Raw genomic sequence first — 24,215 nt, 5'->3', positions numbered from 1 at the left:
GACAGACAAGGAGTCTGCCATGACTGTTCGAGTAAACTATCAAACTACAGCAGTGATCGACGTTGATCCAGAGAAAGGCTTTAGTGAGTTATGTCCAGATGAACTGCCCGTTGCAGGTGCGTTGGAAATCGTACCGGAACTTTTGAACAATCATGCCAAAGGCCGATTAAAACTGGTCAGTCGTGACTTGCACCCACCGAAAGCAAAATGGGATGCAGAATCGCCAGCCAATATGCTTGAGCCCGTTGGTTTACCGAATGTGGATATAAAGTGGAACCGCCACTGTGTGCTTGGCACAACAGGTTCTGAACTTTTAGACGGTTTACCACCTGTTTTGGACTATGATTTTCAAGTTAATAAAGGTATGGATCCTGACGCGCACCCTTACGGTATTTTTTTCCATGACATTGCCGACACCAAAACGACAGGCGCGCATGAATTTCTAAAGTTCAACGGGATTGATACCTTAGTTATCGGTGGCCTTGCCTTAGACTTTTGTGTGAAAAAATCCGTCATGCAAGCGCTGGAACTTGGCTACAATGTGGTAGTTAATCTTGCTTCAACTCGTGCGGTGCTGCCTGATAATGTAGAGAATGTGCTGACAGAGCTCAGAGGTAATGGCGCATTATTTGTCGAAAAAGCGGACGACATCATCGTAGAAAAGTTCGCTTAGAAACGATAGTAACCGAGAAGGATTTCACCATGCATCAACATGAAAAATTGAATTACGTTGAATTTGGTTCCACTAATGTCAGTGCGACCAAACAATTTTTTGAGCGTGCTTTTGACTGGAGCTTTACCGATTATGGTCCAGAATATTCTGTATTTTCAGGACAAGGGTTGGATGGCGGATTCTTCAAATCTGAGTTTATAAACCAAACCGCAAATGGTGGCGCACTTTTAGTATTTTATAGCTCAGACATTCAGGCCACTCAGACAAAAGTAGAGCAGCATGGTGGAAAAATTATCCGCCCTATTTTCGAATTCCCCGGCGGCTGTCGATTCCACTTCACTGAACCGAGTGGAAATGAATTCGCAGTATGGTCAGAGAGCCATTAAGTGATCACAAATCAACAACACACCATCAACGTGAGCCCAAGCTAGCCAGATCCGGAACTGGCATTACATTTCTGGTTGACCTCATCCTTGGTTTAATTCACTGTTAGCGCAACAATTAATCGATGAGGCGCTAGACCTCGACCAAGGATGTCAAATGACTGCCGTCAGTTTTTTTCGCTTACTCTGCCTCGCTGCTATTTGGGGTGGCTCGTTTCTGTTTATGCGAGTCGCCGCCAACACATTCGGGCCGGCTTACTTAATCGAATTTCGAGTTACATTTGCCGCCGTCGCTTTGTTATTGATCGCCGTATATTTGAAGAAGAAACTCACGTTAACTGCGCATACTAAACACTTCTTTATTATTGGCTTATTCAATAGCGCAGTTCCATTTTTACTCTTTGCGTACGCAGCCCAGACACTGAATGCATCAACTTTAGCAATATTGAACTCAACCGCCCCAATATGGGGAGCACTAGTTGGCTTTGTTTGGTACCGCAGCCCACTCACAGCGAAATCTGTTCTCGGTATGCTAATAGGCATTGGAGGCGTTGCAGTCTTGGTCGGCTTAGATACTTCAACCATAGGTGAAGAAGCCATGCTCCCTATTGCCGCCAGTTTGATGGCTTCTTTCAGCTATGGCATTGCTACCAACTACACTAAAAATGCGCCACAAGTACCTGCTTTTGACAATGCTCACGGCAGCATGTGGGCGGCGGTTATTTGGGTACTGCCGCTGCTACCATTCTTACCAATGCGTGCAGAACCAAGTCATTTCGAATGGAGCTCTGTTGTCACGCTCGGCGTTGTATGCACAGGGTTCGCTTATTTGCTCTATTTCCGCTTAGTTTCTGATATCGGCCCAGCGTCAGCACTGACTGTCACTTTTCTTGTTCCTGTTTTTGGTATCTTATGGGGCTACTTGGTGCTAGATGAGCCCGTCGGCTCTAACACCATCATAGGAACAATTCTAGTGCTTAGCGGCACTATGCTAGTCACCGGTTTCTCCCCAACAGCAATGCTCGCGAAGCGAAAACGAAGCGTGGCTTAATCAGCCTAATATAACTTCCACACCTCGCTTTTTGATTTGTTCAAGGTCGCTTTTCGGAGCGGCTTTGTCAGTCAGCAGCACTGATATTTCGTCAGTCTTACCAATTGATGAGGGATAAATTTGCCCAAATTTACTAGAATCCGTTAGAACAATATTGCGCCTTTTTTTCGCAATGATGGTTTCTGCGATCTCAGCGCGCATCATGTCGCGGCTAGTAAAGCCAGTGTCTTGATGGAAGCCGTCAATACCCAAGAAGGCCGTGCTGAAATGAATGTTCTCAATACACAACTTAGTCAGCGGTCCGACCAAGCTCTCGCCTTGGTGCTGATACACGCCACCAAGCAAGATAATGTTGGCAGAAGTGTTACGGATGAGATGGGCGATATACGCCGATGGCGTAATGATGGTCACATCGCCGCGCTCAGCCAAAGTCCGAGCCAACAACGCATTGGCACTGCCTCCTTCAATCAGCACTGTCTCATTCGATGCGACCAAATCCGCAGCTTGGTTTGCGAGCGATTGTTTAATATCGAAACGTACTTCTAGGCGGGCATCAATGTCATCACTTTGCAACGCGGTAGCTGCGCCGTGAACGCGCTTTAGGTAGCCCTGTTGCTCCAGAAAGTTCAAATCCTGTCTGATGGTCACACCCGACACGCCAATGATGTCAGAAAGCTCTGTGACTTGAACGCGTTTACGGTCGTTCACTAATTGCAGGATTTCATTTTGTCTTGGGTTCACAGGTTCGCTCCTTATTGATGAGCTTACAGTATACTCACCTGATGTTTCATATGAAAAGAACTTGAAAGTAAAAAGGAAAAAACGCGTGGTCTGATTAGCCAAGCTGTACCTTGCGAATATCGCTCCCATCAACAGATAATAGGGCAACGAAAATGGGATGGAAGAAGAGGGGTTAACTCCCTACATCCCAACAACGATAGAGACTAGGATAAAAGTAATGGAAGAAATTTACTTCGCAGGCGGCTGCCTTTGGGGCGTGCAAGAATTTATGCGCCACCTTCCGGGCGTAATCAACACAGAAGCCGGGCGAGCAAATGGCACAACGGATAACACTCAATCCGAATACGATGGCTACGCAGAGTGCGTGAAAACCCAGTTCGACCCTGAGCAAGTTTCGGTTGAAACTTTAATGGGGTATTTGTTTGAGATAATCGACCCTTACAGCGTTAACAAGCAAGGTGAAGACGTAGGTGAGAAGTACCGTACTGGTGTTTATAGCCAAAACGAACAGCATCTCACCATCGCGAAAGCGTTTATCGCAGCACGACCGGACGCCGACAAGATCGCCGTAGAAGTACTGCCACTCACAAATTATGTGCCAAGTGATGATGAGCACCAAGACAGACTCACAAACTTTCCGAATGATTACTGCCACATCCCATTAGATTTACTACATAAATACAGGGATAACTCGTAACCATTCAGTCAGCATCGCTTTAAAAGGCAAGATGCATATCAGTTTAAATCTATGCCTTCCACTAATGACAATGTCATTTCTGCCGCCGATATTTCCTTACAACCCGACGAGTTTTGTCCGCACCACAACGGTGTGAATTCATCTCGGTTTTGCTTTTCCATAAGCGCTCTTAGTTGAGCCATTTCAATGGAGGCGTATGGGAATTTCGGCGCAAACTCACTGATGTAGCCTAGCTCCGACATCGCGCGATTCACAATGCCTCTCGCTGGTCGGCCCGAGAAAACATTGGTCACTGCGGTATGTTGCGCGCGTTCACTGGCAATGGCATATCGATGTAAAGACGATGTTTTCGCCTCATCACACAACAAATAGACGCTGCCAACTTGAACGGCACTCGCTCCTAATCTCAACGCGGCTTCCACCCCACTTCTATCAGCGATTCCGCCTGCAGCAATAACGGGCAAATTCACCCGTTTGGCGATTTGTGGTAATAAAGCCATCAAACTTAATTGAGTAGTTAAATCATCCGATAAAAACATACCTCGGTGTCCACCAGCCTCCAAGCCTTGGGCGATAATACCGTCAACGCCCTTTGCTTCTAGCCAAAGTGCTTCGTCCACCGTGGTCGCTGACGAAAGGATCTTCCCTCCCCACCCTCTAATTCGAGCTAACAGATCATCGTCTGGCAAACCAAAGTGGAAACTGATCACTGGCGGTGCAAATGGTTCAATCGCGTCAGCAATATCATGATTGAAAGGCATCCTTGTCGGAGCGTTTGGCTGAGCCTGAACGGTTGCATCAACCTCGGAAAAATACGGTTGCAGCGTTTTTTGCCACTTTTCGTGCTTGTTGCCGTCATACTCCGGCATTTCATGGCAAAAGAAATTGAGGTTAAACGGTCGGTTAGTTGCCTGCTTGATAAGTTGAAGTTCTTTTACGATGGCGTCTTTGTTCAGCATTCCACAAGGTAACGAGCCAAGCCCGCCAACATTACTGACGGCTATGGTCATTTGGCTGTCTTGCACACCGGCCATTGGTGCTTGAATAATCGGTAACTCTGTTCCCAAAAGTGTATTAAATACCTTATTTATCATGACCTTTCCTTGAAAACTTAACCTTTACCTGTGATGGATTTGCGCCATCGTTATCCAGACTAGACTTTCACATGATTAAACACTTATAAAGTTAAAGTGATGCATTTGTGCGCTATGCACTTTTGATAGAAATGACAAAGGGAGCCTATGGCTCCCTTAATATGCTGAATAAAAAGAATCAAAGTGACTATCGTACGACATCTGATTCAAGCTCTAGCTCTGCTACAGACAGCATGGCAAACTCTTCCTCGGCGGTTGCTGCCACCAATTTGTTGCGGCTGTATAACCCATAATAAACACCACCGATAAGAAACAATCCCATTGTCATAAAAAAGGCTGAGGGATCAAAAGCATAAACACCTGTCATTGCGACCAAAGAAAGCACCAGAGAAATACTCGAAGTAATTATCCCACCAGGCGTTTTATATGGACGAGTTAATTCCGGCTGTTTAATTCGCAATAAAATATGGCTCAAGGACATTAATGCGTACGATACAGTCGCACCGACAACAGCCATCGCCAAGATTAAGTCCCCCTCACCCGTAAGTGAAACCAAGAACCCAAAAACGCCCGGAACCAAAAGCGCACGAGAAGGCACTTTTTTGTCACTGGTTAATGACAAAGTTTGCGGTAAATAACCCGCGCGGGAAAGCGCAAACACCAAGCGACTGTAACCATAAATGATTGAAAAGAAAGAAGCGATAAGGCCAGCCAATCCAAGTAAGTTCACGGCCATTGCTACCGTTGAGTTGCCCGTAAGCTTTAGGGCGTCAACTAATGGCACCGCGCTATCGCCTATGACCTTTGAGCCAACCGCACCAGCCAAAAGGACGACTACCAGAGTTGCGGTTAGCAATAAAAACAGCATCGCACCAATAATGCCTTTGGGAACATCTTTTGCCGGATTTTTTGCCTCCTCTGCCGCTAAAGGCACACCTTCAACCGCAAGAAACAACCACATTGCAAATGGCAACGCAGCCCATACGCCATACCACCCAAACGGCAAGATTTCTGTTGCCTGAGCCGTCGCCGGAGCAATATCGAATAAGTTATTAACGTCAAAGTGACCAATAAGCACAGCAGCAGTAATGAGAATAGCTAGCACAGCCAAACCGCTGATGACCATCATTACTTTGAGAGCTTCGCCAACCCCTGCCATATGAATAGCGATAAAGACGGCGTAGAAAAGTGCGTAAACAACAGGGCCATTGATACCAACCAATTCATTCACTGCTGAGCCAATAAAAATCACTATCGCAGCAGGCGCTAGCGCATATTCAATCAAAACTGATAAGCCAGTGAAAAAGCCGCCTGTCGGCCCCATCGCCTGTCTTGCGAAGCTGTAACCACCACCCGCAGCAGGAATAGCCGCAGACATTTCAGCTAAAGACAATACTAGCGTGAAATACATTACTGCCATCGCGATAGCAGCAATAAGAAAGCCTCCCCATCCTGCTTGAGCGATGCCAAAGTTCCAACCGGCGAAGTCACCAGATATAACATACGAGACACCTAAGCCCGCAAGTAAAATCCAACCTGCGGTGCCTCTTTTTAGCTGCCTTTTGGCCAAGTACTCCTGATGTTTAGACATAGTAAATCCTTCTACTTTGATGAAATTAAAAAGTTGTCGCTGTGTTTATCTTCAACGCTTGCGCCACTTGGCTCATTGATATCTGAGCGATCTTTCAGATTCACTCCTGACAGTTGTAATTTTCGAGCCTCCTTGAGCAAGTAAAATGCGCGTTCACAGGCATCGTCATAGTTGAGCCCCTGGGGACGCACATTGGAAATGCAGTTTCTTTGGGAATCTTTAGAGCCTCGTTTAGCCCCCCAAGTGAGATACATACCCATGCTATCCGGAGAAGTTAGACCGGGTCTCTCTCCAATTAAAACCAGCACGGCCTTGGCGTTAAAACATTCACCAACATCATCCCCTACCGCTACTCTTCCTTGCTTTACGACTGTGATAGGTGCGAATTTCCATTGATGTTCATCATCAGCGCTTAAAAGAGAAATCAATCGAGTAACAACAGGCACGGCATGGTTTTGAATTGCGACGGAAGAAAGTCCATCAGCAATAACAATCGCAAGATCAATGTCAGTGTTATGCTCATTTGCTATCAAGTTGAGCGTTTGCCAAGAAGATTCATCGAGTTGCCTTCCTAAATCGGGCCTTTGCAGGTACATAAGCCGATCACTCACTTGGCTGCTCACTACCACTGGAGGCTCTAAGGTATTTTCAAGAATCGAGTAAGAGTCCGACAAACCAGCAACGAGAGACTCAATATTCAAACTGCAATGCACTGCATCCATAGCTTGGGCATGATCCAGCTGAAATGAGAGTAACTCGTTGGTTGGTACACTGTTTCCGCTGCGACCCAGAGCGATCCGAGCAGAGGTGAAGTCGCGTAACTTGCCCCAAGGGTTGTGTGTGACAACTCCAGACTCATCTTGTGGGGACTGAGCAATGGTGATTACTTTACCCATGAGAATACCCCTTATTCAGTTGGTTAATTGCTCCCGAAAACGAGCGAGAGATTTGCTCACTTAACCGAACGTCTTGCACGCTCTCGAAAATCTGCATCTCCATTAACCATTTTTCAAACTCTGGTGCTGGCTTCAAACCGAGTACTTTTCTTGCGTAAAGGGCATCGTGAAATGAGGTAGTTTGATAGTTGAGCATGATGTCATCAGACCCTGGAATACCCATGATGAACGAGCACTCGGCCACACCTAATAGTGTCAGCAAGTTATCCATGTCATTCTGATCGGCATAGGCATGATTGGTGTAACAGATATCGCAACCCATAGGTAAACCAAGCAACTTCCCACAGAAATGATCTTCAAGCCCAGCACGAATGATCTGTTTGCCATCAAACAGATACTCAGGGCCAATAAACCCAACGACAGTATTAACCAACAAAGGATCGAACTGTTTCGCGACAGCATAAGCGCGGGCTTCACAAGTCTGCTGATCGACCCCATGAAATGCATTCGCAGACAGCGCTGTACCTTGTCCGGTTTCAAAATACATCACATTGTTTCCTACACTACCTCGATTCAAAGACAACGCGGCTTCATGGGCCTCTTTCAAAATCGACAAGTCGATTCCGAAGGTATCATTCGTCCCTTGCGTGCCGCCTATCGACTGAAAAACGAGATCGACTGGTGCACCCATTTCAATGGCTTCGATCGTGTTCGTGACATGAGTTAACACACAAGACTGAGTCGGTATTTGATAGTGTTGAATCACCTCATCCATTAAGTTCATTAACTTAATAGCTTGAGGTACATTATCTGTTGCCGGATTGATACCGATAACCGCATCGCCATTTCCGTACATCAGACCATCAAAAATGGTCGCTGCGATACCGTTGAGAGAATCAGTGGGATGATTCGGCTGTAAGCGAGTAGACAGGCGACTCGGCAAACCTATCGTATTCCGAAAAGCCGTGACAACTTGGCATTTTTTAGCAACGAGAATCAAATCCTGGTTGCGCATAATCTTACTGACTGCGGCCACCATTTCTGGTGTTAAACCTTGACGAATTTTAGCCAACGTTTCACCATCGGCTTCTTCACTCAGCAGCCAATTTCGAAAATCTCCGACCGTCAAGTGCTCAATCGGCTTAAAGGCTTCAAGGTCATGCGTATCGATAATTAGGCGAGTGATATCGTCGCTTTCGTATGGAATAACCGCCTCGTTAAGAAACGTTTTAAGTGGTAACTCAGACAGCGCCATTTGTGCGACTACACGTTCTGCCGCTGACTGAGCACAAACCCCGGCTAACGCATCGCCTGAGCGCTCCGGTGTCGCTTTCGCCATCAAGTCAGCTAATGACTTAAAGGTATAGACTTTACTTCCTTGTTGCCGACGATAAGTTGCCGTCATTGCTCTTCCTCTTCACTATTTGGTTCGCTTTTTGCTGAACTATCAATAAGCTTTAAGAAAGTATTGCCAAATGTGTTCCGTAGCGTTATCAAAAACTGGCAACATTTATAAACCAATAATAAACAATGAGTTATGTAAATACTGCTCCAACATGACTCACAAAAAAGTAATGAGCATCACAAGGATGAGTAACCAAATGCCCCAAACTGCACCAATGCTGTGCATCCATCACACTAAGGATGCAAACCAACAAGCTGCGAGTCTGATAAACTGGCAACAGGAATATGACCAACTCAGCGATGGTCGATTTTTAGGTCAAATTCGAGAACGACGATTTCCCAATTTCCATGTGTTTCGTGAAGACAGTAACCGCTCGCTAAGACAGCAATGCAGGGTTGAAGAGGGAGGTATTTGGTTGGGTTTGAGTGCGGAAAATAAGCCGCTACACCTAAATCACAGTCAGTTTAATTCAAGCCAACTTTTGCTTAGGCAAGGTGGCGCTGATTTTGAGTTAATGACACCGGAGCAGTTTTCTATCTATGGAATAGTGCTCGACAAAAACTTCGTTCACATCATAGAAAATCAACTTGAGCTTGGGAGTATCCAAAACAACACATTACACTTAACGGGTTTGACGGAAAAACACATTCAACAACTAAAATACTACTTAGGCACGTTACTTGGTTCCGCCGAGCCAAGATGGTCTGAAACCACACATCAAGCAATCTTAAAAGATATTGTGCTGGAGTTGTTCTCACTCAGTTCACTGCACACGAGCCATCCGATATCAATCTCTCATCGTCAACACGTGATGCACCGTATAAAACAACAGCTACAGGATCTAGACTACCGTACACCGATAACCGTCAGTGAACTGTGTGACGCAGTACACGTCAGTCGTCGCACACTACAGTACACCTTTGAACATTGCTGTAATACTTCCCCAAAGCAGTTCATACATCGAATGCGCCTGAATCAAGTACGTAGAGTGCTACAAAGCCCTGAAGATAATCGAACAATTGCAGAAATCGCTTTTGACTTTGGTTTTTTCCATCTCGGGCAGTTCAGTCAAAGCTACAAGCGGCTATTTGGTGAGACGCCAACTGAAACGAGAAAATGGGAGCCCAGCAAATAAAATGACAGGCAGTATATTCTTTCAGATCCTGCGTTGGGGCCATGTTATGCAGTCGCAATGATTTGCTGAAACTTAGCATGAAGCTCTTCAAGTGCCGCTTCAACATCCGGTTCTGCACGGCTCAAGTGCGAGATTAACGTCATAAAATAGCAGTCAAAAATCAGCGGTATTTTTCCCTCAAGGACGGAGCTTCCGTTTACAGATTGAAACAAAGCTTGGTTAAACGACTGATAATAATCCAAATCCCAAATCACTTCTTTCAACAAAGCTCGGCTCAGCTCAACGTTCGCAAAATAGTAGCGATAGTATTTCTCCGTCAGCGCCAAACCAATGTCGATATCGGTTTTACCTTCCACACTGACTAGCGTTTCTTGGCTGATCTGTTGCAGTTGCGCCAGCATCCCTTCGCGCAAAATCGACAGTTTAGTCGGGAAATGGCTAAACACTGTACCATCGGCTACTCCTGCTTCTCTCGCTATCTGCCTTGTGGTCGTCATGTCATAGCCATTTTGAGCAAAAGATGCCCATGCGGCTTTTAGAATTTTATCTCTGGTTTGTTGTCGCTTCGTCATTGATGTGTCTGCTTAATGAGCCTGAAAGGATCATACCTTGCGTGGTTGAGATTGACAAATTGAGCGCGCTCATTTATAAAATTGAGCATGCTCATTTTATATAAAAACAAAAGGAATCGCTCATGTACGTATTAAACAAACTAGGCCAAGGATTGATTTTCTTCCCGACCATCTTCTGCTTTTCGTATATTTTAAGACCGATATTAATGGTCATCCTTATTCCAGGAGGACTCGCACTTTTGGCGTTAATCGGTGGCGCAGAAGTCAGAGCGGAACTCAAAGCCATGCTGCTTGAGGAGTTTTTTGGCGTTAGCCCATCGCACACCACCTCGAAAAAGGCGTGAGTGCGCTACAAACGTTGGCAAGGCTAAGTAAAAAAGAAAACGCGCAGATATCGAGATCTCAATACCTGCGCGTAGATGCGGTGAAAATAAGACTGGCTTTAGTCAGTATTCATGTTCTGGCCAATTCGCCATAAAACGCCACTAGGGTCAAACAAACAACATTCGCGCATGCCCCAAGGTTGCTCGACTAGCTCTGTCAAACGCGAACCAAATTCCTCATGACCCACTTTGGATAAGTGCTGATGCCAACTTTCTGCGTCTTCTACGAGCAAGTGCATCATGAAGTTATTGCCGTGTTCTGGCTCATAAAAATTCTGTAAAAGAAACGCGCAGCTACCTTGAGAGAAGTATGCTACATCACCGAAGTCCGACGCCATTTCAAAGCCAATCGCCTCATAAAAGCGTTTTGATAGCGCGTAATCTTTCGCCGGAACAAATGATTTGATTTCAACAATATTGAGGTTTTCCATTTCCAATTTCCTAAGCCTTTTTCCATAAAACTGACTGACGTAATCTCGCTCTATGCCTTCTATTCGCCTTGCGTAATCTGCTGTGATGACAGTGGCACACACTCTGCCATTTGCGTTTGTAACCACGTGATAAATTTATGTTCGAGTTCTGTACGCTTTTTATCTTGACTCAATAAAACGTAATTGCAACTTGATGGAGAAAACCCAAATGGTGCGACCAAATTACCACGCTTAATATCGTCCATGACAAAAGGATACGATCCCATTGCGACGCCTAAGCCATCCACTGCGGCTTGTATGCAAAAATAAAAATGCGCGAATGATTGCTGAGTGTTGCCGTTGAAAGTTTCACAACGTGTTGATTGCTGCCAATCCGCCCAAGCATTCGGTCTGGTTTGGCTATTCAACAATCGAGCTGCTTTCAAATTGTCTTTAATGGATTGCCAATACTCAGGAGAAAATACCGGCCCCACCCACTCTTCCACAAGAATGGTTTTGTCGTAATCGTGATGCTGCGCAAAATCGTCTCGACGAATCGCCATCGAAAGCCCAGTTGATCCTAATGTTACCGGGCCACCAGCCGTCGACAAACGAACATCAGCACGGTGTTCATCATTAAACGCGGCCAACCTTGGCATCAACCAGCGCATGGTTAATGTCGGTTCACAAGACACTTCAAGATGCTGATGCTTCTCTTGAATAAGCGTATTCACGCCTGTTTCTAGCGTTTGGAATGCCGTTTCTGTGTATGTCTTGAGTAATTCGCCTTCCGCCGTCAACACGACTTTCCTGCCCTCTTTGAAGAACAAAGGTTGAGACAGATATTGCTCAAGTTGCTTGATCTGCTTACTCACGGCTCCGTGAGTAATGTTCAGTTTGTCAGCCGCTTCAGTGTAGCTTGAAGAACTCGCCGCAACGTGGAAGACATAAAAAGATTTCAGGTGACGCATCTGTGAGTTTTTCTCACCAATATGGGAATGTTTTTCGATTATAGTCAGTAATAAAGACGCCTACAATTCCGCTACATCCCAGACTTCATCATTCAAACAGGAAATCGATATGGAATTTGTAACTCTTGCGTTATTAGGTGTGCTTATTGTCATTAGCCCTGGCGCAGACTTTGTTTTGGTATTAAGAAATAGCTTAAATCAAGGACGAAAAGCAGGCGTATACAGTGCGATTGGTATCAGCATGGCGATCAGCATCCACATCGCTTACTCCATGCTAGGGATCAGTTACTTAATTTCACAAAATGAATGGTTGTTTAATCTCGTGCGCTATCTTGGGGCCGCTTATCTTGTCTACCTTGGGATTAAAGGAATATTCTCCTCGCAGCCTGCGTCAAACTCAGAAACCATTCAACAGAGCGAGTATTCAATGTGGCGATTTTTCATGCAGGGATTTCTGTGTAATTTACTCAATCCCAAGACGATGCTGTTTTTTCTGAGTATTTTTAGCCAAGTGATTTCTCCCGACTCTAGTCAGCAACACATCGCCTTGTTTTACGGGATTTATATGATTGCGCTGCATGGTATTTGGTTTTCTATCGTTGCTGTTTTATTCACGTCATCCCAGCTACAAGCTTTCTTGTTGAAGATTAAGCATCGACTCAATCAAGCATGTGGGGCGGGATTAATCATTTTCGGCGCAATGCTAGGCTTAAAGGTGTAGTGCGCTTGCGGTCCGATTACCCCAGTTCAAATTGATCATTGAACAAGTGGCAGTAATCAAATAAAAATCTACATTATCAATACTTTAAATTAGAAAAAACAGCCAACGTGCGCTGGCTGTTTCGATACAGTTAATGGATGACCCGAGCGTCCCCTTTAAATAACTGAGACAGATCGATAGTGAATATCGTCACTGTCGGACGTTTAGGCAGAGCATTTTCGATCGAAAACTCTGGCCCAGCTGGAACGAGGGGGAAGTGAATAGCAGTCGGCCACGTTGACGAAGCTTCATTACCGCCCGGCTCAGATATTGAGAAAGAAAACGCAGGTAAACGGGTCATAACACTTACCTCAAATGACTGATTAGCGGGCTCAAGCGAGCCCGCTTAGGTTTTGCAATGTTATTGTTATTTTAACGCTTACTTAATCACTAACGGTTGATGACGTTAGATATCAAGTTCTTTGTCTTCAACGTGGTTGGTGATCATCGCTTCAGTGGTGATCATCAAGCCAGCAACAGACGCAGCGAATTGAAGCGCTGAGCGTGTTACTTTCGCAGGGTCCAAGATGCCCATTTCGATCATGTTGCCGTATTCACCTGTTGCAGCGTTGTAACCGTAATCGGAATCACCAGCTTTGACAGCGTTCGCCACAACAGAAGCTTCGTCACCTGCGTTAGTTGCGATTTGACGAAGAGGCTCTTCCATTGCACGTAGCGCAACTCGGATACCCACGTTTTGGTCATCATTGTCGCCTTTTAGATCCGCCAATTCTTTCGCGATCTTAGTTAGGGCAACACCACCACCAGCAACAATACCTTCTTCAACCGCTGCGCGAGTAGCGTGTAGTGCATCGTCCACGCGATCTTTCTTCTCTTTCATCTCAACTTCGGTTGCAGCGCCGATCTTGATCACCGCTACGCCGCCAGAAAGCTTCGCAACACGTTGTTGAAGCTTGTCTTTATCGTATTGAGAGGTGGTTGTTTCGATTTGTTTTTCAATCGAAGCCACACGATCAGCAATCGCGCTTGCTTCTGCTGCGCCACCCACAATGGTTGTTGTGTCTTTGGTGATGGTCACTTTCTTCGCACTACCTAGTTGCTCTAACGTTGCTTTTTCGAGCTCTAGGCCGATTTCTTCAGAGATGACCGTACCAGCAGTTAGTACCGCAATGTCTTCCATCATCGCTTTACGGTTGTCACCAAAGCCAGGCGCTTTCACCGCGGTCGCACGCACGATGCCGCGCATGTTGTTCACAACCAATGTCGCTAGCGCTTCACCTTCGATGTCTTCAGCAATGATCAATAGCGAGCGAGAAGATTTCGCCACTTCTTCTAGTACAGGCAATAGCTCGCGGATGCTGCTGACTTTTTTGTCCACCAATAGGATGTAAGGGTTGTCTAGCTCGACGCTGCCATTTTCTTGGTTAGTGATGAAGTATGGCGACAAGTAACCGCGGTCGAATTGCATACCTTCAACCACAGACAATTCGTTGTTTAGACCTTGGCCTTCTTCAACCGTAATCACGCCATTGCGACCCACTTTTTCCATCGCTTCTGCAATGATTTCACCGATCGCGCGATCGCTGTTTGCAGAAATGCTACCCACTTGGGTAATGGATTCTTTGTCGCTGCATGGCTTAGACATTTCACGTAGTTTCTCAACCGCCGCTTCAGTGGCTTTGTCGATACCACGTTTTAGGTCCATTGGGTTCATGCCAGAGGCTACCGCTTTAAGACCTTCATTGATGAAAGATTGCGCCAGTACGGTAGCGGTCGTTGTACCGTCCCCCGCTTCATCATTCGCTTTGGACGCCACTTGTTTCACCATTTGTGCGCCCATGTTTTCGAACTTATCTTTCAGTTCGATTTCTTTCGCTACAGACACGCCATCTTTGGTGATGGTTGGCGCGCCGTAAGATTTATCAAGCACAACGTTGCGGCCTTTCGGGCCTAGTGTCACTTTTACTGCGTCCGCCAGTAAGTTCACACCTTTCAGCATTTTTTGACGTGCGTCATTAGCAAATAATACGTCTTTTGCAGCCATGGTTATCTCCTCAAAAAACTACTACAAAAATAATTACTCAACGATTGCTAACACATCAGATTCGGACAGAATTAAGTATTCTGCGCCGTCAATTTTCTCGGTTTTCACGCCGTAACCGTCATTGAAAATGATTTGGTCGCCCACTTTGACTTCCATCGCAGCGCGTTCGCCATTTTCAAGACGTTTACCTAAACCAACAGCAATGACTTTCCCGCGGTTTGATTTTTTCACCGATTGAGAAGTTAAAACGATTCCCCCTTCAGATTTATTTTCCACCTCTTGTCTTTCAACAATTAGCTTGTCATTTAAAGGACGAATTTTCATTTTTAAGTGCCTCCTACTTGGAACCAAAAATAAAAGACAAAATAAACATCAAGATGGATTTGCGAGTCGACAGCTCGCTTTCGATGAAAATAATAAGGTCGAAAAATTAGAGTTCAAGAGGTGAATTTGATAAAAATTTTTTATTAAATTAAATAAAATTTTCTATCGAATTATCGCATTCACAACCACTTAGCATCTCTTTATGATGGAAAATGTGCTCAATCAAATCTAGAGTGGTTACGTATTCTTAAAAAGGATAATCAAACAATGAAAAAGGCAGTATCTCTATTTCTTGCAACGTTATGCGTTGGCTTCCTCTCACCCAACGTGTCAGCTTCTGAACGCGCTGAACAAGGTTGGCAATTGATTGACGAGGGCGCGATGATTGTCGATGTGCGCACGCCGCAAGAGTTTTCTGAAGGGCATTTGGATAATGCCGTCAACTTCCCTTTATCTGAACTTGATAAACATTTTCAAGACGTCGATAAAGATCAAGCTATCGTGTTGTACTGTCGCAGTGGTAACCGCTCTGGCAAAGCGTATCAATACTTACAATCGCAAGGCTTTACGAATCTGCACAATGCAGGTGGCTTTGAAGAACTACAAGACGCCAAATAGTCGTCTCCGTTCTAATATACAAAGCAAAAGCACAGAGCGCGTCGCAAGCGTATTGTAACGCGCTCTGTTTCTAAATACTTATCTACAACAACTCTATTTTGGCCCTGCATCAAATTGAGTCAGGTTATCCGATATCTCGAGCCACGGCGCTTTCGACGCGACAAAAATATGGAAATCAGGCTTGTGAGAAGGTGTGTCATCCAAGATACCAAGGCGAATATTGACGATCCCATTGTTCTTTTTCGAATACAGACTTGATCCGCAGTGGCGACAAAAGCATAGCATGGTATTTTCGCTTTTCTGATAAGTTTGAATATCTTCTTTCCCTTGGATAATAAGCAGTTTATCCAACGCAATACCACCGGCAGATGAATAGTCAGAACCTGTGAACTTGCGGCATTCAGAACAATGGCAATTTCCCATGTACTTGAATTCATCTGCCACTTCCAACTTTACCTTGCCGCACAGACATGAGCCTTTTAGTACTTCCATTTGAATTCCTTTTTGTTATGAATCTAATTGAATTAGATGGCTATCTCGACACCATGCCACTGCAATACGAAAAATTAAAGACAGGCAATACAGGTTTTCAAAAATGAAACGAAAATGTAAAACATTCCATTCAGAGGGAAGTGCGCTCGACACGTGAAAAATCGAGCTATTTTAGATACAAAAACACCAAGCAATAACGCTTGGTATTTACCTCACAGAATGTCGCCTCAGAAAAGGCGCTTTCCGCTGTGCTTAAAAAATGCAGTGTTTAGTAAAGCTGGTCGCTTCGTTTGCAGTCCAGTCACCTTTCGGCTTATCTTTCAGGTTTTCACACCATTGCTCGCTGCCGACACCATCTTGCAGAACACAATGCTTTGCAAAGTCTACCGCGTTGTCTGCTGTCCATTCTGTTTTTGGCTTATCGCGCATGTCGTTACACCAGCCTTCAGTGCCCACTTCATCACTACAAGCGGTCAAAGCAGAAGCCGCCAACATCAGCATGACTAGTTTTTTCATAAATTTAAGGTTCCAGTTGCAAACAATAGTAAAATTAAACTCAATCTCTTCAACACATGCCCATTCAAGTGTCTGAATAAAGGCGTCACTAGCTGAAGTGACTTTTGTATCAACTATAACGAAATTATCAGTCTACGTGTTAAGACACCGAAAAATTATTGAGCGACTCTGTGTAAAGCGCGCCATTCTAAAAGCTATAGGCAGCGCGCTTTTGTTAGCTCACCAACCTTAAAAGAGCCAGTACCAAAGCACGCTAAACGCAGCTCTAATGCCATTTGTTCAAAGTGTTCGACGACAGACTGCGTGCTGATCGTCGCAGCTTTTAATACCGCACCAGCTTGCCCAATGAGATTAGCACCCAAATGAATGGCTTTCGCCGCTTCAAGTCCGTTATGAACACCTCCCGAGGCGATCAAGGGTAATGTAGGATGCAGTGCGCGGATTTGAGCCAAACATGTTGCTGTAGGGACACCCCAATCGCGGAAAAGCTCGGCTGCACGCTGCATTTTCGGATTATCTTGGCAATACCCTTCAACCGCACTCCAGCTTGTGCCACCCGCGCCCGCAACGTCAATTGCATCCACACCAGCATCAATTAATCGCTGCGCAACGTGTCCGCTAATACCAAAACCGACTTCTTTGATAATGATAGGAACCTTCACGCGAGATTTAAGCATCTCAATTGCCTGGAAAACACCAACCCAATTGTGGTCGCCATTTTTCTGAAACGCTTCCTGCATTGGATTAACGTGCACAAACAAGGCATCGGCTTGAATCGCCTCAACCGCACGTTGCGCATTATCGAGTTTACCTTTATCGAGCAATTGAGCGGCTCCAAGATTGGAATACAACGGTACTTCTTTCGCCAACTCACGAATGGTTTTACCCAAGCCCGAATGCTGACTTTCTTCTAAGCTAATCCGTTGCGAGCCCACACCCATGGCAATACCTAATTCACTTGCGGCTTCAGCCAAACGACAATTGATCGTTTCTGCGTCTTTTGCTCCGCCAGTCATCGAGCTAATCAAAAACGGTAGCGCTAATTGATGACCAAGAAACTCTGTCGATAAATCGATCGCGTGAAAGTCACATTCTGGCAGCGCACAGTGTTCAAACTCGACAGACTCAAAACCCGCCGTTTTATGCTTCATGCTCATATCATGATGTAAAACAGCATCTAGGTGTAAATCTTTTCGGTTAGTTTGCGGAGCCATAATGTCACCCTAAAGTAAAACAGTCGCGCAGTATTGCGATCCTTATCAGTAACGTCAATGCGAATTTTGTGAATTTGCCGGATTACTTTTCCGAAACGAGTAATGAATCTCGACTGCCCCTGACATTATAAGAAAAGAAACTCGCTTTCCGTTTTAAACAAGCCGGCAAGTTTCTCTTCAAATTGAGATAATCAGCGTACGATACCCATGATGAAAATGGATCACATTGCTCTGTAGTTTACTTTACGCTGTCCGACAGAATTAGCGACACAACAGTGCTTGTCGTCGTTGGTTCAAACTGTTCGGGATCATCACAGAATTGAATTTTTCCTTTTTCTTCTACATGGAACAGCGGTACAACTGAACTACCTTTGTGATGCGCTAAATAATCTTGATACGTGAAGTTATCGCTCAATTTCGTGTGTTTAACCTCTGCACCACGACTTAACATACTGGCTAGCTGGGTATAGCTTACATTGCCGCCCATCAGCAATTTACCATGGTACTCCTGAGCCACGGAGTGCTTCTCGCTGCCATTGCCGTTGGTTTTTACTTTTTGTAAGCAGTGAACTTTATCTTCCCCGAACTCGTCGACGAATTGCATGCAAGCCATAATGTTGAAATGCTGATCGGGCGTTAATGCAACCACTTGACCTATTCCTATCAAGTTCAAGTTGTCGTCCGCGTGACTAGAAATAGGGTTGCCGTAATAGTAATCCAGTCCCAACATACGAACCTGACTGATGTACTCCCAGTTTGAGTCAGTCATTAATACGCGACGGTCATAACGCGACAACGCCTGCCCTATTTCTCTTGCTACTCGGTTAGCACCAATCAACAAGAAGCCGCGTGGTGCTGGCTCTGCGATGCCCAACGTCAGCGCTACAGGACGTGCCGTCGCACTTTGTAACACGACCGTTCCTATAATCACCATGAAGGTCATAGGGACCAGTAAAATCGCTTCATCAATGCCGTATCCAGTCAATTTGATCGCGAAAAGAGACGAAATCGAAGCAGCAACAATACCGCGCGGTGCAACCCAAGACAAAAACAGCTTATCTTTGAGACGCAAGTTGCTGCGGAAGGTTGAAAGAAAAATCGATAACGGACGCGACACTAACTGCATAAATACAAACAACAATAACGCACCGCTACCTAGCGCAGCAAAATCATCCAGACTGATTCGAGCCGCAAGGAAGATGAACAATCCGGTGATCAGTAAAATGGTTAAATGCTCTTTAAAATGCAGAATTTGCTGAATATTGATGTCTTTAGCGTTTGCGAGCCACATACCCATTACGGTGACGGTTAGTAACCCAGCTTCAGACTCAATGTGGTTAGAGACCGAAAATACACCTAGAACCACCATCAAAACCGCAAATGGCTGCAAATATTCCGGTAGCCAAGAACGACGCATGATCGTCGCAACTGCATAGCCTGAGGCCGCACCTAGCATGACACCGACAGCAATGATCGTCCCAAACACTTCGACGCTATTTATCGCACTGTGAGATACGATAAACTCGTAAACCATCACAACAAAAAGCGCACCGAGCGGGTCAATCAAAATCCCTTCCCATCGCAAAATGTTAGCAAGCGTACTGTTAGGTCTTACGGTTCGTAGAAGTGGCACGATGACCGTCGGCCCTGTTACTACGGTTAAGCTGCCGAACAACATGGCAAGCTCCCAAGTAAAGCCGAGGAAATAGTGTGTTGCGATACTGGTCGCTGCCCACGAAATGATCGCCCCGATGGAAACAATGCTCCATACCGAACCACTCACGCCACGAATTTCTTTAAAATTTAAGGTCAAACTGCCTTCAAATAAAATCACTGCCACCGCTAAAGAAACCAACGGAAAGAGCAAATTACCTAATATCTCATCAGGATTTAACCACTGCATAAATGGCCCGACGATCAGCCCTGCCAACAACAAAAATAAAATCGCTGGCAAACGCAATCGCCAAGCTAACCATTGGCAACCTAAACCAATAACCCCAACCGCTGACAGCACCAGCGCTTCATTACCCACTTGCATCAATAATTACCTGTTTTTGTCTTTTTTCGCGTGAATGCGCTATACCCGAATACATTCAGCCTTACGGTCAAATAGAAACAACCGAACGTGCAAATCAAACGACTGACCTTCGATGACATCGCTACGAAACGCACATGTTTGAAGTCATTTGGCGATCGCATCAGAACTATGAATATAGTTGACCCCCAATGACTTAACGACTCATTTTTGTTCATCAGGTCTTAAAGTGGCACACAAGTGTGCGACTTTGTCGAATTCATCATTACGCATTGAGTTTCATTATGTAGAATGATTTCTAAAGAAAGCGCGGAACCTAGCACTATATGAGGCTAAGGCATAGAGCATGAACTAAGCTTTAGCGTAAGTGCTCAAAGTTAAGAATCGTGTGTCACGCGACGTACGCAAGGAGAAATGGATTGTACGTAATACTAGCACTGTTCATGGCGTGTCTCGCCATCCTCATCGGAGTGAAAGCCGCCAACCGAGCTGCACTTTTAGAAAAAGAACTAGCCAAACTTCGTGAGGAAGTCACATCACTACGAGCCAGTGTCCATGGGGGCTCAAACCAACAAGCGCACCAACAATTCAGCATCGAAAAAGACACACCATCTGTAGCGACGTCACCTCACATAGAATCACCACAGAAAGATGTCTCATCCTCTGGGGAACATGATCCAGCTACCAACCTAGACTTGGACCAGAGCGCTGCGAATCAAGGGTACGCCCAGACAAGAGAAGTGCAACTGGATGTTTTTAGTCAAGAAAATGAGTCATTCCTTCAGAGTAAAGTTCAGAGCCTGCTTAGCAACATTCAAGAAAATTGGTTGGTTTGGGTAGGCGCATTGGCCATGCTGATCGGTGGAGGTTATCTCGTACAGGTGATTGGTAGTCACATCCAGTTTTCGCCATTTATGCGAGTGTCCTTTGCCTTTGTGATCTCATTACTTATGGTGCTTGTTGGCGAGTGGTTTCACCGTAAAGAACAACAGAATCCGCAACGGGCAGCACGAGCCCAAGGCTTTACGTATGTTCCTGCTGCTGTTACCGGTACGGGATTAACGGGCATTTACTGCACCGTCATTTTTGCCTTTGTGGTTTATCAAATGCTAACGCCGAGTATCTCGTTGATCATCTTGGCTTCAGCGGCATTTTTCAGTTTAGCATTATCATTGCGACAAGGGCCGTTAATGGCCGTGCTTGGCTTAATTGGTGGCTACACAGCACCACTGTGGATTGGGGGTAATGAACCCAACTACTTCTTGTTAGCCGGATACATCTGCGCGATTTCGTTCGCGGCGACCTTATTGATGCAAAAAGTGCGTAGGGCATGGATTACGCCAAGTATCGCGATTCCACATGTCATTTGGATGTTGCTGTTGATTGAGAGTGTACCAACAGAACGGTTGTTCTCGTGGCTCGCGATTTATCTCTCCATCACTTTGTATCTCATTTTCGCGGTTCCGAGAATGGGTTGGATGCTCAATCCTCGCTTTCGTCACTATCAAAGCAAGTGGACAAACTCGCCGACCGCTACCGCTCTCGCAACTGCTTTATTGACCTTTTCTGCCGTCACCAGAATGCCGGAGCTGAACACTCTACAAATGGCGTACTGTTATACGCTGCTTGTTGCGATCATCTGGCTACCAGCACTTCGTACAGGCTGGTCATTACGTGTATTTTTGCCATCTATTCTCGTCTCAGCAACCGCGCTGATTGTTCTTACCATCGCTTTTGATGCGCTGTATATGTTAGAGCGAGAAGCTAGCATTCTATTCGCATTGGCGGTGAGTATTGCACTGATCGGCTATCGAACATATTGCCAATCACTTAGTGACCGTTCGCAACTCAGTGGGCTGCTTCTGCTGGTACTGGCTCCCGCGATGAGCTTAATTACGTTGCTTTATGTTGACGAATTTATGCAAGGCTACCTGTGGTATTGGACTACCTTCTGCGCATTGATGGCCACTTACTATGTTGTGCTTGGTCAGCGTGCACGTTCGTTGGCATTAGAATGCTCTGCCGTTATGCATGCTTTAATCGTAGGTATCGCTTTTGTTTGGTTGAGCGATACTTGGTTAACAACAGCAATCTCAATACAAGTTGCGATAATGGCCTTACAGGCTCAAGTCGGGTTATTTCGACCTGCGAGTTGGGCGATTAAAGTGGCAATGGGAATACTGGTTATCCGACTCACGCTGCTACCTTTCATCCCCGAATGGCAACCGGTAGAAGCTGGGCATTGGGCTTGGGTTCTTGTGAGTTATCTGCCTTCTCTCTTCATCTTGTCTTATGCTCGTTCAACACTAAAACAAGTGGACCGAGAACTGACCAACTGGTTTGAAGGGGCGTTTTTACATGTATTCTTAATGGCATTGTTCACCCAAACTAACTACTGGTTAACGGGGCAATATGGTTACTTGGGGCACATCGACTTCACAAGTGCGGCAGTCTTTGCCAATCAAGCATTAGTTATGGGTTTGGTATACAGCTACCGCAGCCAATTTGCGCAACGCTTAAGCCGTATCTACGAAATCTATAGTTACTTGCTTTGGTGCGCGTTCGCTATATTGATTATTTTGCTTAATACGGCAGAATCGCCGTTGGTGACTGATAACGTCTCGGCACAAGCACTTCCCATCTTTAACATGCTGAGTATCGGCTGGCTGTTACCAGCTTGCATCCTGCTTATCGCAACCTTTAAACGCTGGAATACGTTGCAAGTTCATCGATTTGCGATTGCTAGTCTAGGCTTTTTACTTGCAGCCATTTGGTTGGGGATGTCTATCCGTCAATTCTGGCAAACCACATCGATGATGCTGTATCAGCCAACCAGCATGGCAGAGTTGTTCAGTTATTCTGTGGCTGGCTTGCTCGTAGGTGGATTGCTGACTTGGCGCGGCGTGACCCAACAGGGGCTGATGATGCAGCGTGTCGGTCTAGTGGTCCTTGCCTGTGTCGCACTGAAAGTATTCTTATGGGATGTGAGCTCTCTGGATGGGTTCTGGCGAGCAATAAGCTTCTTAGGCTTAGGTGCGTCTTTGATAGCACTTGGATGGCTATTCCAGAAATTGAATCGTTCGGTGGCAAAAGCACTCGAGCCCTAGACGAGTCGAAGAGAGATTCCCGACAGTGCGCTGTTTTCGTTATTGGGGGACGATAACAGTGTAAAGCCGGGAATCATTGGAGTGTTCGTTACTTCAGTAAAGCGACCACGGTATGACGACGCACGTTTGCTTGCGCATTCAATGCCTGAAAAGTCGAAGTAAACTCGCCAGACTTTTGCATGAATCCATCCAGTTTTGCATTCACCTCATTGACTGAAAGCTGTGCGGTTTTGGTTTGGATAGAACGCATTTGAGTATTCAGTTCACCATGAAAAGCTTTCGCTTCTTGCAAACTCGTTTGAACTTGTTTCAGATGCTGATTTACTTTGGCAATCGTCTGCTTGATGCCGTCGCGTGAGCCTAGATCAAACCCGAGCTCCGCAATACCATCTGGCTCAGACTTTAAGTTCAAAACGTTAGGCTGTCCCGCAGGGAATCGGTGCCCTTCCCCCGTTACCATCACCTTTTGCTGCATTTGTTGATAAGCGTTGTTTCTGGCTTCAAATAAAATGCTGCCATCATCGGCTAATGAGGCTCGCATTCCTAACGCAATCAAGCTGCGATCCAGCATTTTGACCGTTCGCTCACCGTCTGATTGTCCATCAAACTGAATCATCACCGCTTGACCTTGAGGAAAATCCAAACGGATTTGCTCGGCCTTGTCGCTTAAGCGATGAACATTCAAACCTGGAATAGAAAAGCGACGAATATCCGCTTTATCCAGTTTTAAGTGCAGTTCGTTATTTAGGACTTTCTGGCCATCGAAACGTGCTTGCTCAACGACTTTTTGGATGGTGGCTTTAGAACGAACCAATGTATCCTGCAAACCAGGAACATTTTGTACGCCTTGATTAATAGCTTGCGTCAAACCACGTTTAATTTGCGTGAGCTCTTTGCCAATCACCTGCAGCGATTTGGACGCGATCTGAACCGCCGTGGCTTGCTGCTGACCCTGCGTAAGCTGAATACCAGATACAGAGTAGGCTGACGCAGTGTCAGCCTGAATTTGCGCCGGGCGCGGTTTAATTGCCGTACTTGAGTCTGCAGAACGGGTCGGCATGATAGAGGCTTGTTCTTGTCCACCTAAGCGTATGCTATGGGGTCTAACCTCTACTGTACTCATTACCATAAAAAGAACTTCC

The 24,215-nt window shown here is 45.6% G+C and carries 25 protein-coding genes; 9 read left to right on the top strand and 16 right to left on the bottom strand.

Annotation, left to right across the window (positions count from 1 at the left end):
* Positions 1-19 precede the first annotated feature (19 nt).
* The 3 genes from KI742_RS00765 (at position 20) to KI742_RS00755 (ending at position 2,107) form a co-directional block, all read left to right on the top strand.
* Entirely contained in the window at positions 20-673 is a 654-nt protein-coding gene (locus KI742_RS00765; protein ID WP_285384973.1) for an isochorismatase family protein, read from the top strand.
* 29 nt (positions 674-702) lie between these two features.
* Complete coding sequence (locus KI742_RS00760) at positions 703-1,059, top strand: VOC family protein (RefSeq protein WP_170890214.1); 357 nt, start codon at positions 703-705, stop codon at positions 1,057-1,059.
* A gap of 154 nt (positions 1,060-1,213) precedes the next feature.
* The gene (locus KI742_RS00755) at positions 1,214-2,107 is read left to right on the top strand and encodes a DMT family transporter (protein WP_005373960.1); all 894 of its coding nucleotides are present in this window, start codon (positions 1,214-1,216) and stop codon (positions 2,105-2,107) included.
* Here KI742_RS00755 and KI742_RS00750 read toward each other — a convergent pair whose 3' ends face one another.
* Positions 2,108-2,848 carry a DNA-binding transcriptional regulator YciT gene (locus tag KI742_RS00750; RefSeq protein WP_054865466.1) on the bottom strand — a complete coding sequence of 247 codons (741 nt, stop codon included), beginning with the start codon at positions 2,846-2,848 and terminating at the stop codon, positions 2,108-2,110.
* A gap of 217 nt (positions 2,849-3,065) precedes the next feature.
* Between KI742_RS00750 and KI742_RS00745 the strand changes: the two genes are divergently transcribed.
* On the top strand, positions 3,066-3,545 hold the full coding sequence (locus KI742_RS00745) for a peptide-methionine (S)-S-oxide reductase (protein ID WP_054701515.1): 480 nt from the start codon (positions 3,066-3,068) through the stop codon (positions 3,543-3,545).
* 38 nt (positions 3,546-3,583) lie between these two features.
* On the opposite strand, the gene KI742_RS00740 is transcribed toward KI742_RS00745, so the two are convergent.
* From KI742_RS00740 to KI742_RS00725, 4 genes are all read right to left on the bottom strand, one after another.
* Positions 3,584-4,639, bottom strand: coding sequence for a nitronate monooxygenase family protein (locus KI742_RS00740; RefSeq protein WP_213899742.1), 1,056 nt, complete (start codon positions 4,637-4,639; stop codon positions 3,584-3,586).
* Positions 4,640-4,826: 187 nt separating this feature from the next.
* A complete protein-coding gene (gene eat, locus KI742_RS00735) occupies positions 4,827-6,230 on the bottom strand; it encodes an ethanolamine permease (protein WP_285384974.1) in 1,404 nt (467 codons plus the stop codon).
* A gap of 11 nt (positions 6,231-6,241) precedes the next feature.
* On the bottom strand, positions 6,242-7,126 hold the full coding sequence (gene eutC / locus KI742_RS00730; protein ID WP_205461100.1) for an ethanolamine ammonia-lyase subunit EutC: 885 nt from the start codon (positions 7,124-7,126) through the stop codon (positions 6,242-6,244).
* Positions 7,119-8,531 carry an ethanolamine ammonia-lyase subunit EutB gene (locus KI742_RS00725; protein ID WP_025768012.1) on the bottom strand — a complete coding sequence of 471 codons (1,413 nt, stop codon included), beginning with the start codon at positions 8,529-8,531 and terminating at the stop codon, positions 7,119-7,121. The genes eutC and KI742_RS00725 overlap by 8 nt, the downstream gene beginning before the upstream one ends.
* A 184-nt stretch (positions 8,532-8,715) precedes the next feature.
* Between KI742_RS00725 and KI742_RS00720 the strand changes: the two genes are divergently transcribed.
* Positions 8,716-9,666, top strand: coding sequence for a helix-turn-helix domain-containing protein (locus tag KI742_RS00720; protein ID WP_005373973.1), 951 nt, complete (start codon positions 8,716-8,718; stop codon positions 9,664-9,666).
* Positions 9,667-9,710: 44 nt separating this feature from the next.
* Here KI742_RS00720 and KI742_RS00715 read toward each other — a convergent pair whose 3' ends face one another.
* Positions 9,711-10,238 (bottom strand): TetR/AcrR family transcriptional regulator, encoded by a 528-nt coding sequence (locus KI742_RS00715; protein WP_005373975.1) that lies wholly within the window; start codon positions 10,236-10,238, stop codon positions 9,711-9,713.
* 122 nt (positions 10,239-10,360) lie between these two features.
* Between KI742_RS00715 and KI742_RS00710 the strand changes: the two genes are divergently transcribed.
* Positions 10,361-10,582, top strand: coding sequence for a hypothetical protein (locus tag KI742_RS00710; RefSeq protein ID WP_017635120.1), 222 nt, complete (start codon positions 10,361-10,363; stop codon positions 10,580-10,582).
* Between the two features lie 98 nt (positions 10,583-10,680).
* On the opposite strand, the gene KI742_RS00705 is transcribed toward KI742_RS00710, so the two are convergent.
* Both KI742_RS00705 and KI742_RS00700 read right to left on the bottom strand, forming a co-directional pair.
* On the bottom strand, positions 10,681-11,052 hold the full coding sequence (locus KI742_RS00705) for a VOC family protein (protein ID WP_005373979.1): 372 nt from the start codon (positions 11,050-11,052) through the stop codon (positions 10,681-10,683).
* Between the two features lie 59 nt (positions 11,053-11,111).
* Entirely contained in the window at positions 11,112-12,002 is an 891-nt protein-coding gene (locus KI742_RS00700; protein WP_005388706.1) for a LysR family transcriptional regulator, read from the bottom strand.
* 109 nt (positions 12,003-12,111) lie between these two features.
* Here KI742_RS00700 and KI742_RS00695 point away from each other — a divergent pair, with 109 nt between their 5' ends.
* The gene (locus tag KI742_RS00695) at positions 12,112-12,723 is read left to right on the top strand and encodes a LysE family translocator (protein ID WP_017635118.1); all 612 of its coding nucleotides are present in this window, start codon (positions 12,112-12,114) and stop codon (positions 12,721-12,723) included.
* Between the two features lie 130 nt (positions 12,724-12,853).
* On the opposite strand, the gene KI742_RS00690 is transcribed toward KI742_RS00695, so the two are convergent.
* The 3 genes from KI742_RS00690 to KI742_RS00680 form a co-directional block, all read right to left on the bottom strand.
* The gene (locus tag KI742_RS00690; RefSeq protein WP_005373984.1) at positions 12,854-13,063 is read right to left on the bottom strand and encodes a hypothetical protein; all 210 of its coding nucleotides are present in this window, start codon (positions 13,061-13,063) and stop codon (positions 12,854-12,856) included.
* Between the two features lie 105 nt (positions 13,064-13,168).
* Positions 13,169-14,767 carry a chaperonin GroEL gene (gene groL, locus KI742_RS00685; RefSeq protein WP_053304624.1) on the bottom strand — a complete coding sequence of 533 codons (1,599 nt, stop codon included), beginning with the start codon at positions 14,765-14,767 and terminating at the stop codon, positions 13,169-13,171.
* 33 nt (positions 14,768-14,800) lie between these two features.
* Complete coding sequence (locus KI742_RS00680) at positions 14,801-15,091, bottom strand: co-chaperone GroES (RefSeq protein WP_005373989.1); 291 nt, start codon at positions 15,089-15,091, stop codon at positions 14,801-14,803.
* A gap of 267 nt (positions 15,092-15,358) precedes the next feature.
* On the opposite strand from KI742_RS00680, the gene KI742_RS00675 reads away from it, so the two are divergent.
* Positions 15,359-15,709: a rhodanese-like domain-containing protein gene (locus KI742_RS00675; RefSeq protein ID WP_025768015.1), complete on the top strand. Its 351-nt coding sequence runs from the start codon at positions 15,359-15,361 to the stop codon at positions 15,707-15,709.
* Between the two features lie 93 nt (positions 15,710-15,802).
* On the opposite strand, the gene KI742_RS00670 is transcribed toward KI742_RS00675, so the two are convergent.
* The 4 genes from KI742_RS00670 to KI742_RS00655 all read right to left on the bottom strand — a co-directional run bounded on the left by KI742_RS00670 (position 15,803) and on the right by KI742_RS00655 (position 19,969).
* Complete coding sequence (locus KI742_RS00670) at positions 15,803-16,201, bottom strand: GFA family protein (RefSeq protein WP_005388696.1); 399 nt, start codon at positions 16,199-16,201, stop codon at positions 15,803-15,805.
* A gap of 252 nt (positions 16,202-16,453) precedes the next feature.
* Positions 16,454-16,717, bottom strand: a complete 264-nt coding sequence (locus tag KI742_RS00665) for a DUF3012 domain-containing protein (RefSeq protein ID WP_005373992.1) — start codon at positions 16,715-16,717, stop codon at positions 16,454-16,456.
* Positions 16,718-16,911: 194 nt separating this feature from the next.
* A complete protein-coding gene (gene fni, locus KI742_RS00660; protein WP_213987645.1) occupies positions 16,912-17,931 on the bottom strand; it encodes a type 2 isopentenyl-diphosphate Delta-isomerase in 1,020 nt (339 codons plus the stop codon).
* Positions 17,932-18,169: 238 nt separating this feature from the next.
* Positions 18,170-19,969 (bottom strand): sodium:proton antiporter, encoded by a 1,800-nt coding sequence (locus tag KI742_RS00655; RefSeq protein ID WP_285384975.1) that lies wholly within the window; start codon positions 19,967-19,969, stop codon positions 18,170-18,172.
* A gap of 440 nt (positions 19,970-20,409) precedes the next feature.
* Here KI742_RS00655 and KI742_RS00650 point away from each other — a divergent pair, with 440 nt between their 5' ends.
* Entirely contained in the window at positions 20,410-23,073 is a 2,664-nt protein-coding gene (locus KI742_RS00650; protein WP_373417458.1) for a DUF2339 domain-containing protein, read from the top strand.
* Positions 23,074-23,161: 88 nt separating this feature from the next.
* On the opposite strand, the gene KI742_RS00645 is transcribed toward KI742_RS00650, so the two are convergent.
* A complete protein-coding gene (locus tag KI742_RS00645; RefSeq protein WP_285384977.1) occupies positions 23,162-24,202 on the bottom strand; it encodes a flagellin in 1,041 nt (346 codons plus the stop codon).
* Between the last annotated feature and the right edge of the window lie 13 nt (positions 24,203-24,215).

Origin of the sequence: Vibrio sp. D417a, from assembly GCF_030248595.1 — a bacterium.
GTDB lineage: Bacteria > Pseudomonadota > Gammaproteobacteria > Enterobacterales > Vibrionaceae > Vibrio > Vibrio alginolyticus.
Note: the sequence above shows the minus strand (reverse complement) of the source record. Positions and strands in the feature narration are given on the sequence as shown.

What these genes read in the sequence shown, in the direction of transcription:
- KI742_RS00765 (WP_285384973.1), top strand. Translation starts at nt 20, where the DNA reads ATGACTGTTCGAGTAAACTATCAAACTACAGCAGTGATCGACGTTGAT.
- KI742_RS00760 (WP_170890214.1), top strand. Translation starts at nt 703, where the DNA reads ATGCATCAACATGAAAAATTGAATTACGTTGAATTTGGTTCCACTAAT.
- KI742_RS00755 (WP_005373960.1), top strand. Translation starts at nt 1,214, where the DNA reads ATGACTGCCGTCAGTTTTTTTCGCTTACTCTGCCTCGCTGCTATTTGG.
- KI742_RS00745 (WP_054701515.1), top strand. Translation starts at nt 3,066, where the DNA reads ATGGAAGAAATTTACTTCGCAGGCGGCTGCCTTTGGGGCGTGCAAGAA.
- KI742_RS00740 (WP_213899742.1), bottom strand. Translation starts at nt 4,639, where the DNA reads ATGATAAATAAGGTATTTAATACACTTTTGGGAACAGAGTTACCGATT.
- eat (WP_285384974.1), bottom strand. Translation starts at nt 6,230, where the DNA reads ATGTCTAAACATCAGGAGTACTTGGCCAAAAGGCAGCTAAAAAGAGGC.
- eutC (WP_205461100.1), bottom strand. Translation starts at nt 7,126, where the DNA reads ATGGGTAAAGTAATCACCATTGCTCAGTCCCCACAAGATGAGTCTGGA.
- KI742_RS00725 (WP_025768012.1), bottom strand. Translation starts at nt 8,531, where the DNA reads ATGACGGCAACTTATCGTCGGCAACAAGGAAGTAAAGTCTATACCTTT.
- KI742_RS00720 (WP_005373973.1), top strand. Translation starts at nt 8,716, where the DNA reads ATGAGTAACCAAATGCCCCAAACTGCACCAATGCTGTGCATCCATCAC.
- KI742_RS00715 (WP_005373975.1), bottom strand. Translation starts at nt 10,238, where the DNA reads ATGACGAAGCGACAACAAACCAGAGATAAAATTCTAAAAGCCGCATGG.
- KI742_RS00710 (WP_017635120.1), top strand. Translation starts at nt 10,361, where the DNA reads ATGTACGTATTAAACAAACTAGGCCAAGGATTGATTTTCTTCCCGACC.
- KI742_RS00705 (WP_005373979.1), bottom strand. Translation starts at nt 11,052, where the DNA reads ATGGAAAACCTCAATATTGTTGAAATCAAATCATTTGTTCCGGCGAAA.
- KI742_RS00700 (WP_005388706.1), bottom strand. Translation starts at nt 12,002, where the DNA reads ATGCGTCACCTGAAATCTTTTTATGTCTTCCACGTTGCGGCGAGTTCT.
- KI742_RS00695 (WP_017635118.1), top strand. Translation starts at nt 12,112, where the DNA reads ATGGAATTTGTAACTCTTGCGTTATTAGGTGTGCTTATTGTCATTAGC.
- KI742_RS00690 (WP_005373984.1), bottom strand. Translation starts at nt 13,063, where the DNA reads ATGACCCGTTTACCTGCGTTTTCTTTCTCAATATCTGAGCCGGGCGGT.
- groL (WP_053304624.1), bottom strand. Translation starts at nt 14,767, where the DNA reads ATGGCTGCAAAAGACGTATTATTTGCTAATGACGCACGTCAAAAAATG.
- KI742_RS00680 (WP_005373989.1), bottom strand. Translation starts at nt 15,091, where the DNA reads ATGAAAATTCGTCCTTTAAATGACAAGCTAATTGTTGAAAGACAAGAG.
- KI742_RS00675 (WP_025768015.1), top strand. Translation starts at nt 15,359, where the DNA reads ATGAAAAAGGCAGTATCTCTATTTCTTGCAACGTTATGCGTTGGCTTC.
- KI742_RS00670 (WP_005388696.1), bottom strand. Translation starts at nt 16,201, where the DNA reads ATGGAAGTACTAAAAGGCTCATGTCTGTGCGGCAAGGTAAAGTTGGAA.
- KI742_RS00665 (WP_005373992.1), bottom strand. Translation starts at nt 16,717, where the DNA reads ATGAAAAAACTAGTCATGCTGATGTTGGCGGCTTCTGCTTTGACCGCT.
- fni (WP_213987645.1), bottom strand. Translation starts at nt 17,931, where the DNA reads ATGGCTCCGCAAACTAACCGAAAAGATTTACACCTAGATGCTGTTTTA.
- KI742_RS00655 (WP_285384975.1), bottom strand. Translation starts at nt 19,969, where the DNA reads ATGCAAGTGGGTAATGAAGCGCTGGTGCTGTCAGCGGTTGGGGTTATT.
- KI742_RS00650 (WP_373417458.1), top strand. Translation starts at nt 20,410, where the DNA reads ATGGCGTGTCTCGCCATCCTCATCGGAGTGAAAGCCGCCAACCGAGCT.
- KI742_RS00645 (WP_285384977.1), bottom strand. Translation starts at nt 24,202, where the DNA reads ATGGTAATGAGTACAGTAGAGGTTAGACCCCATAGCATACGCTTAGGT.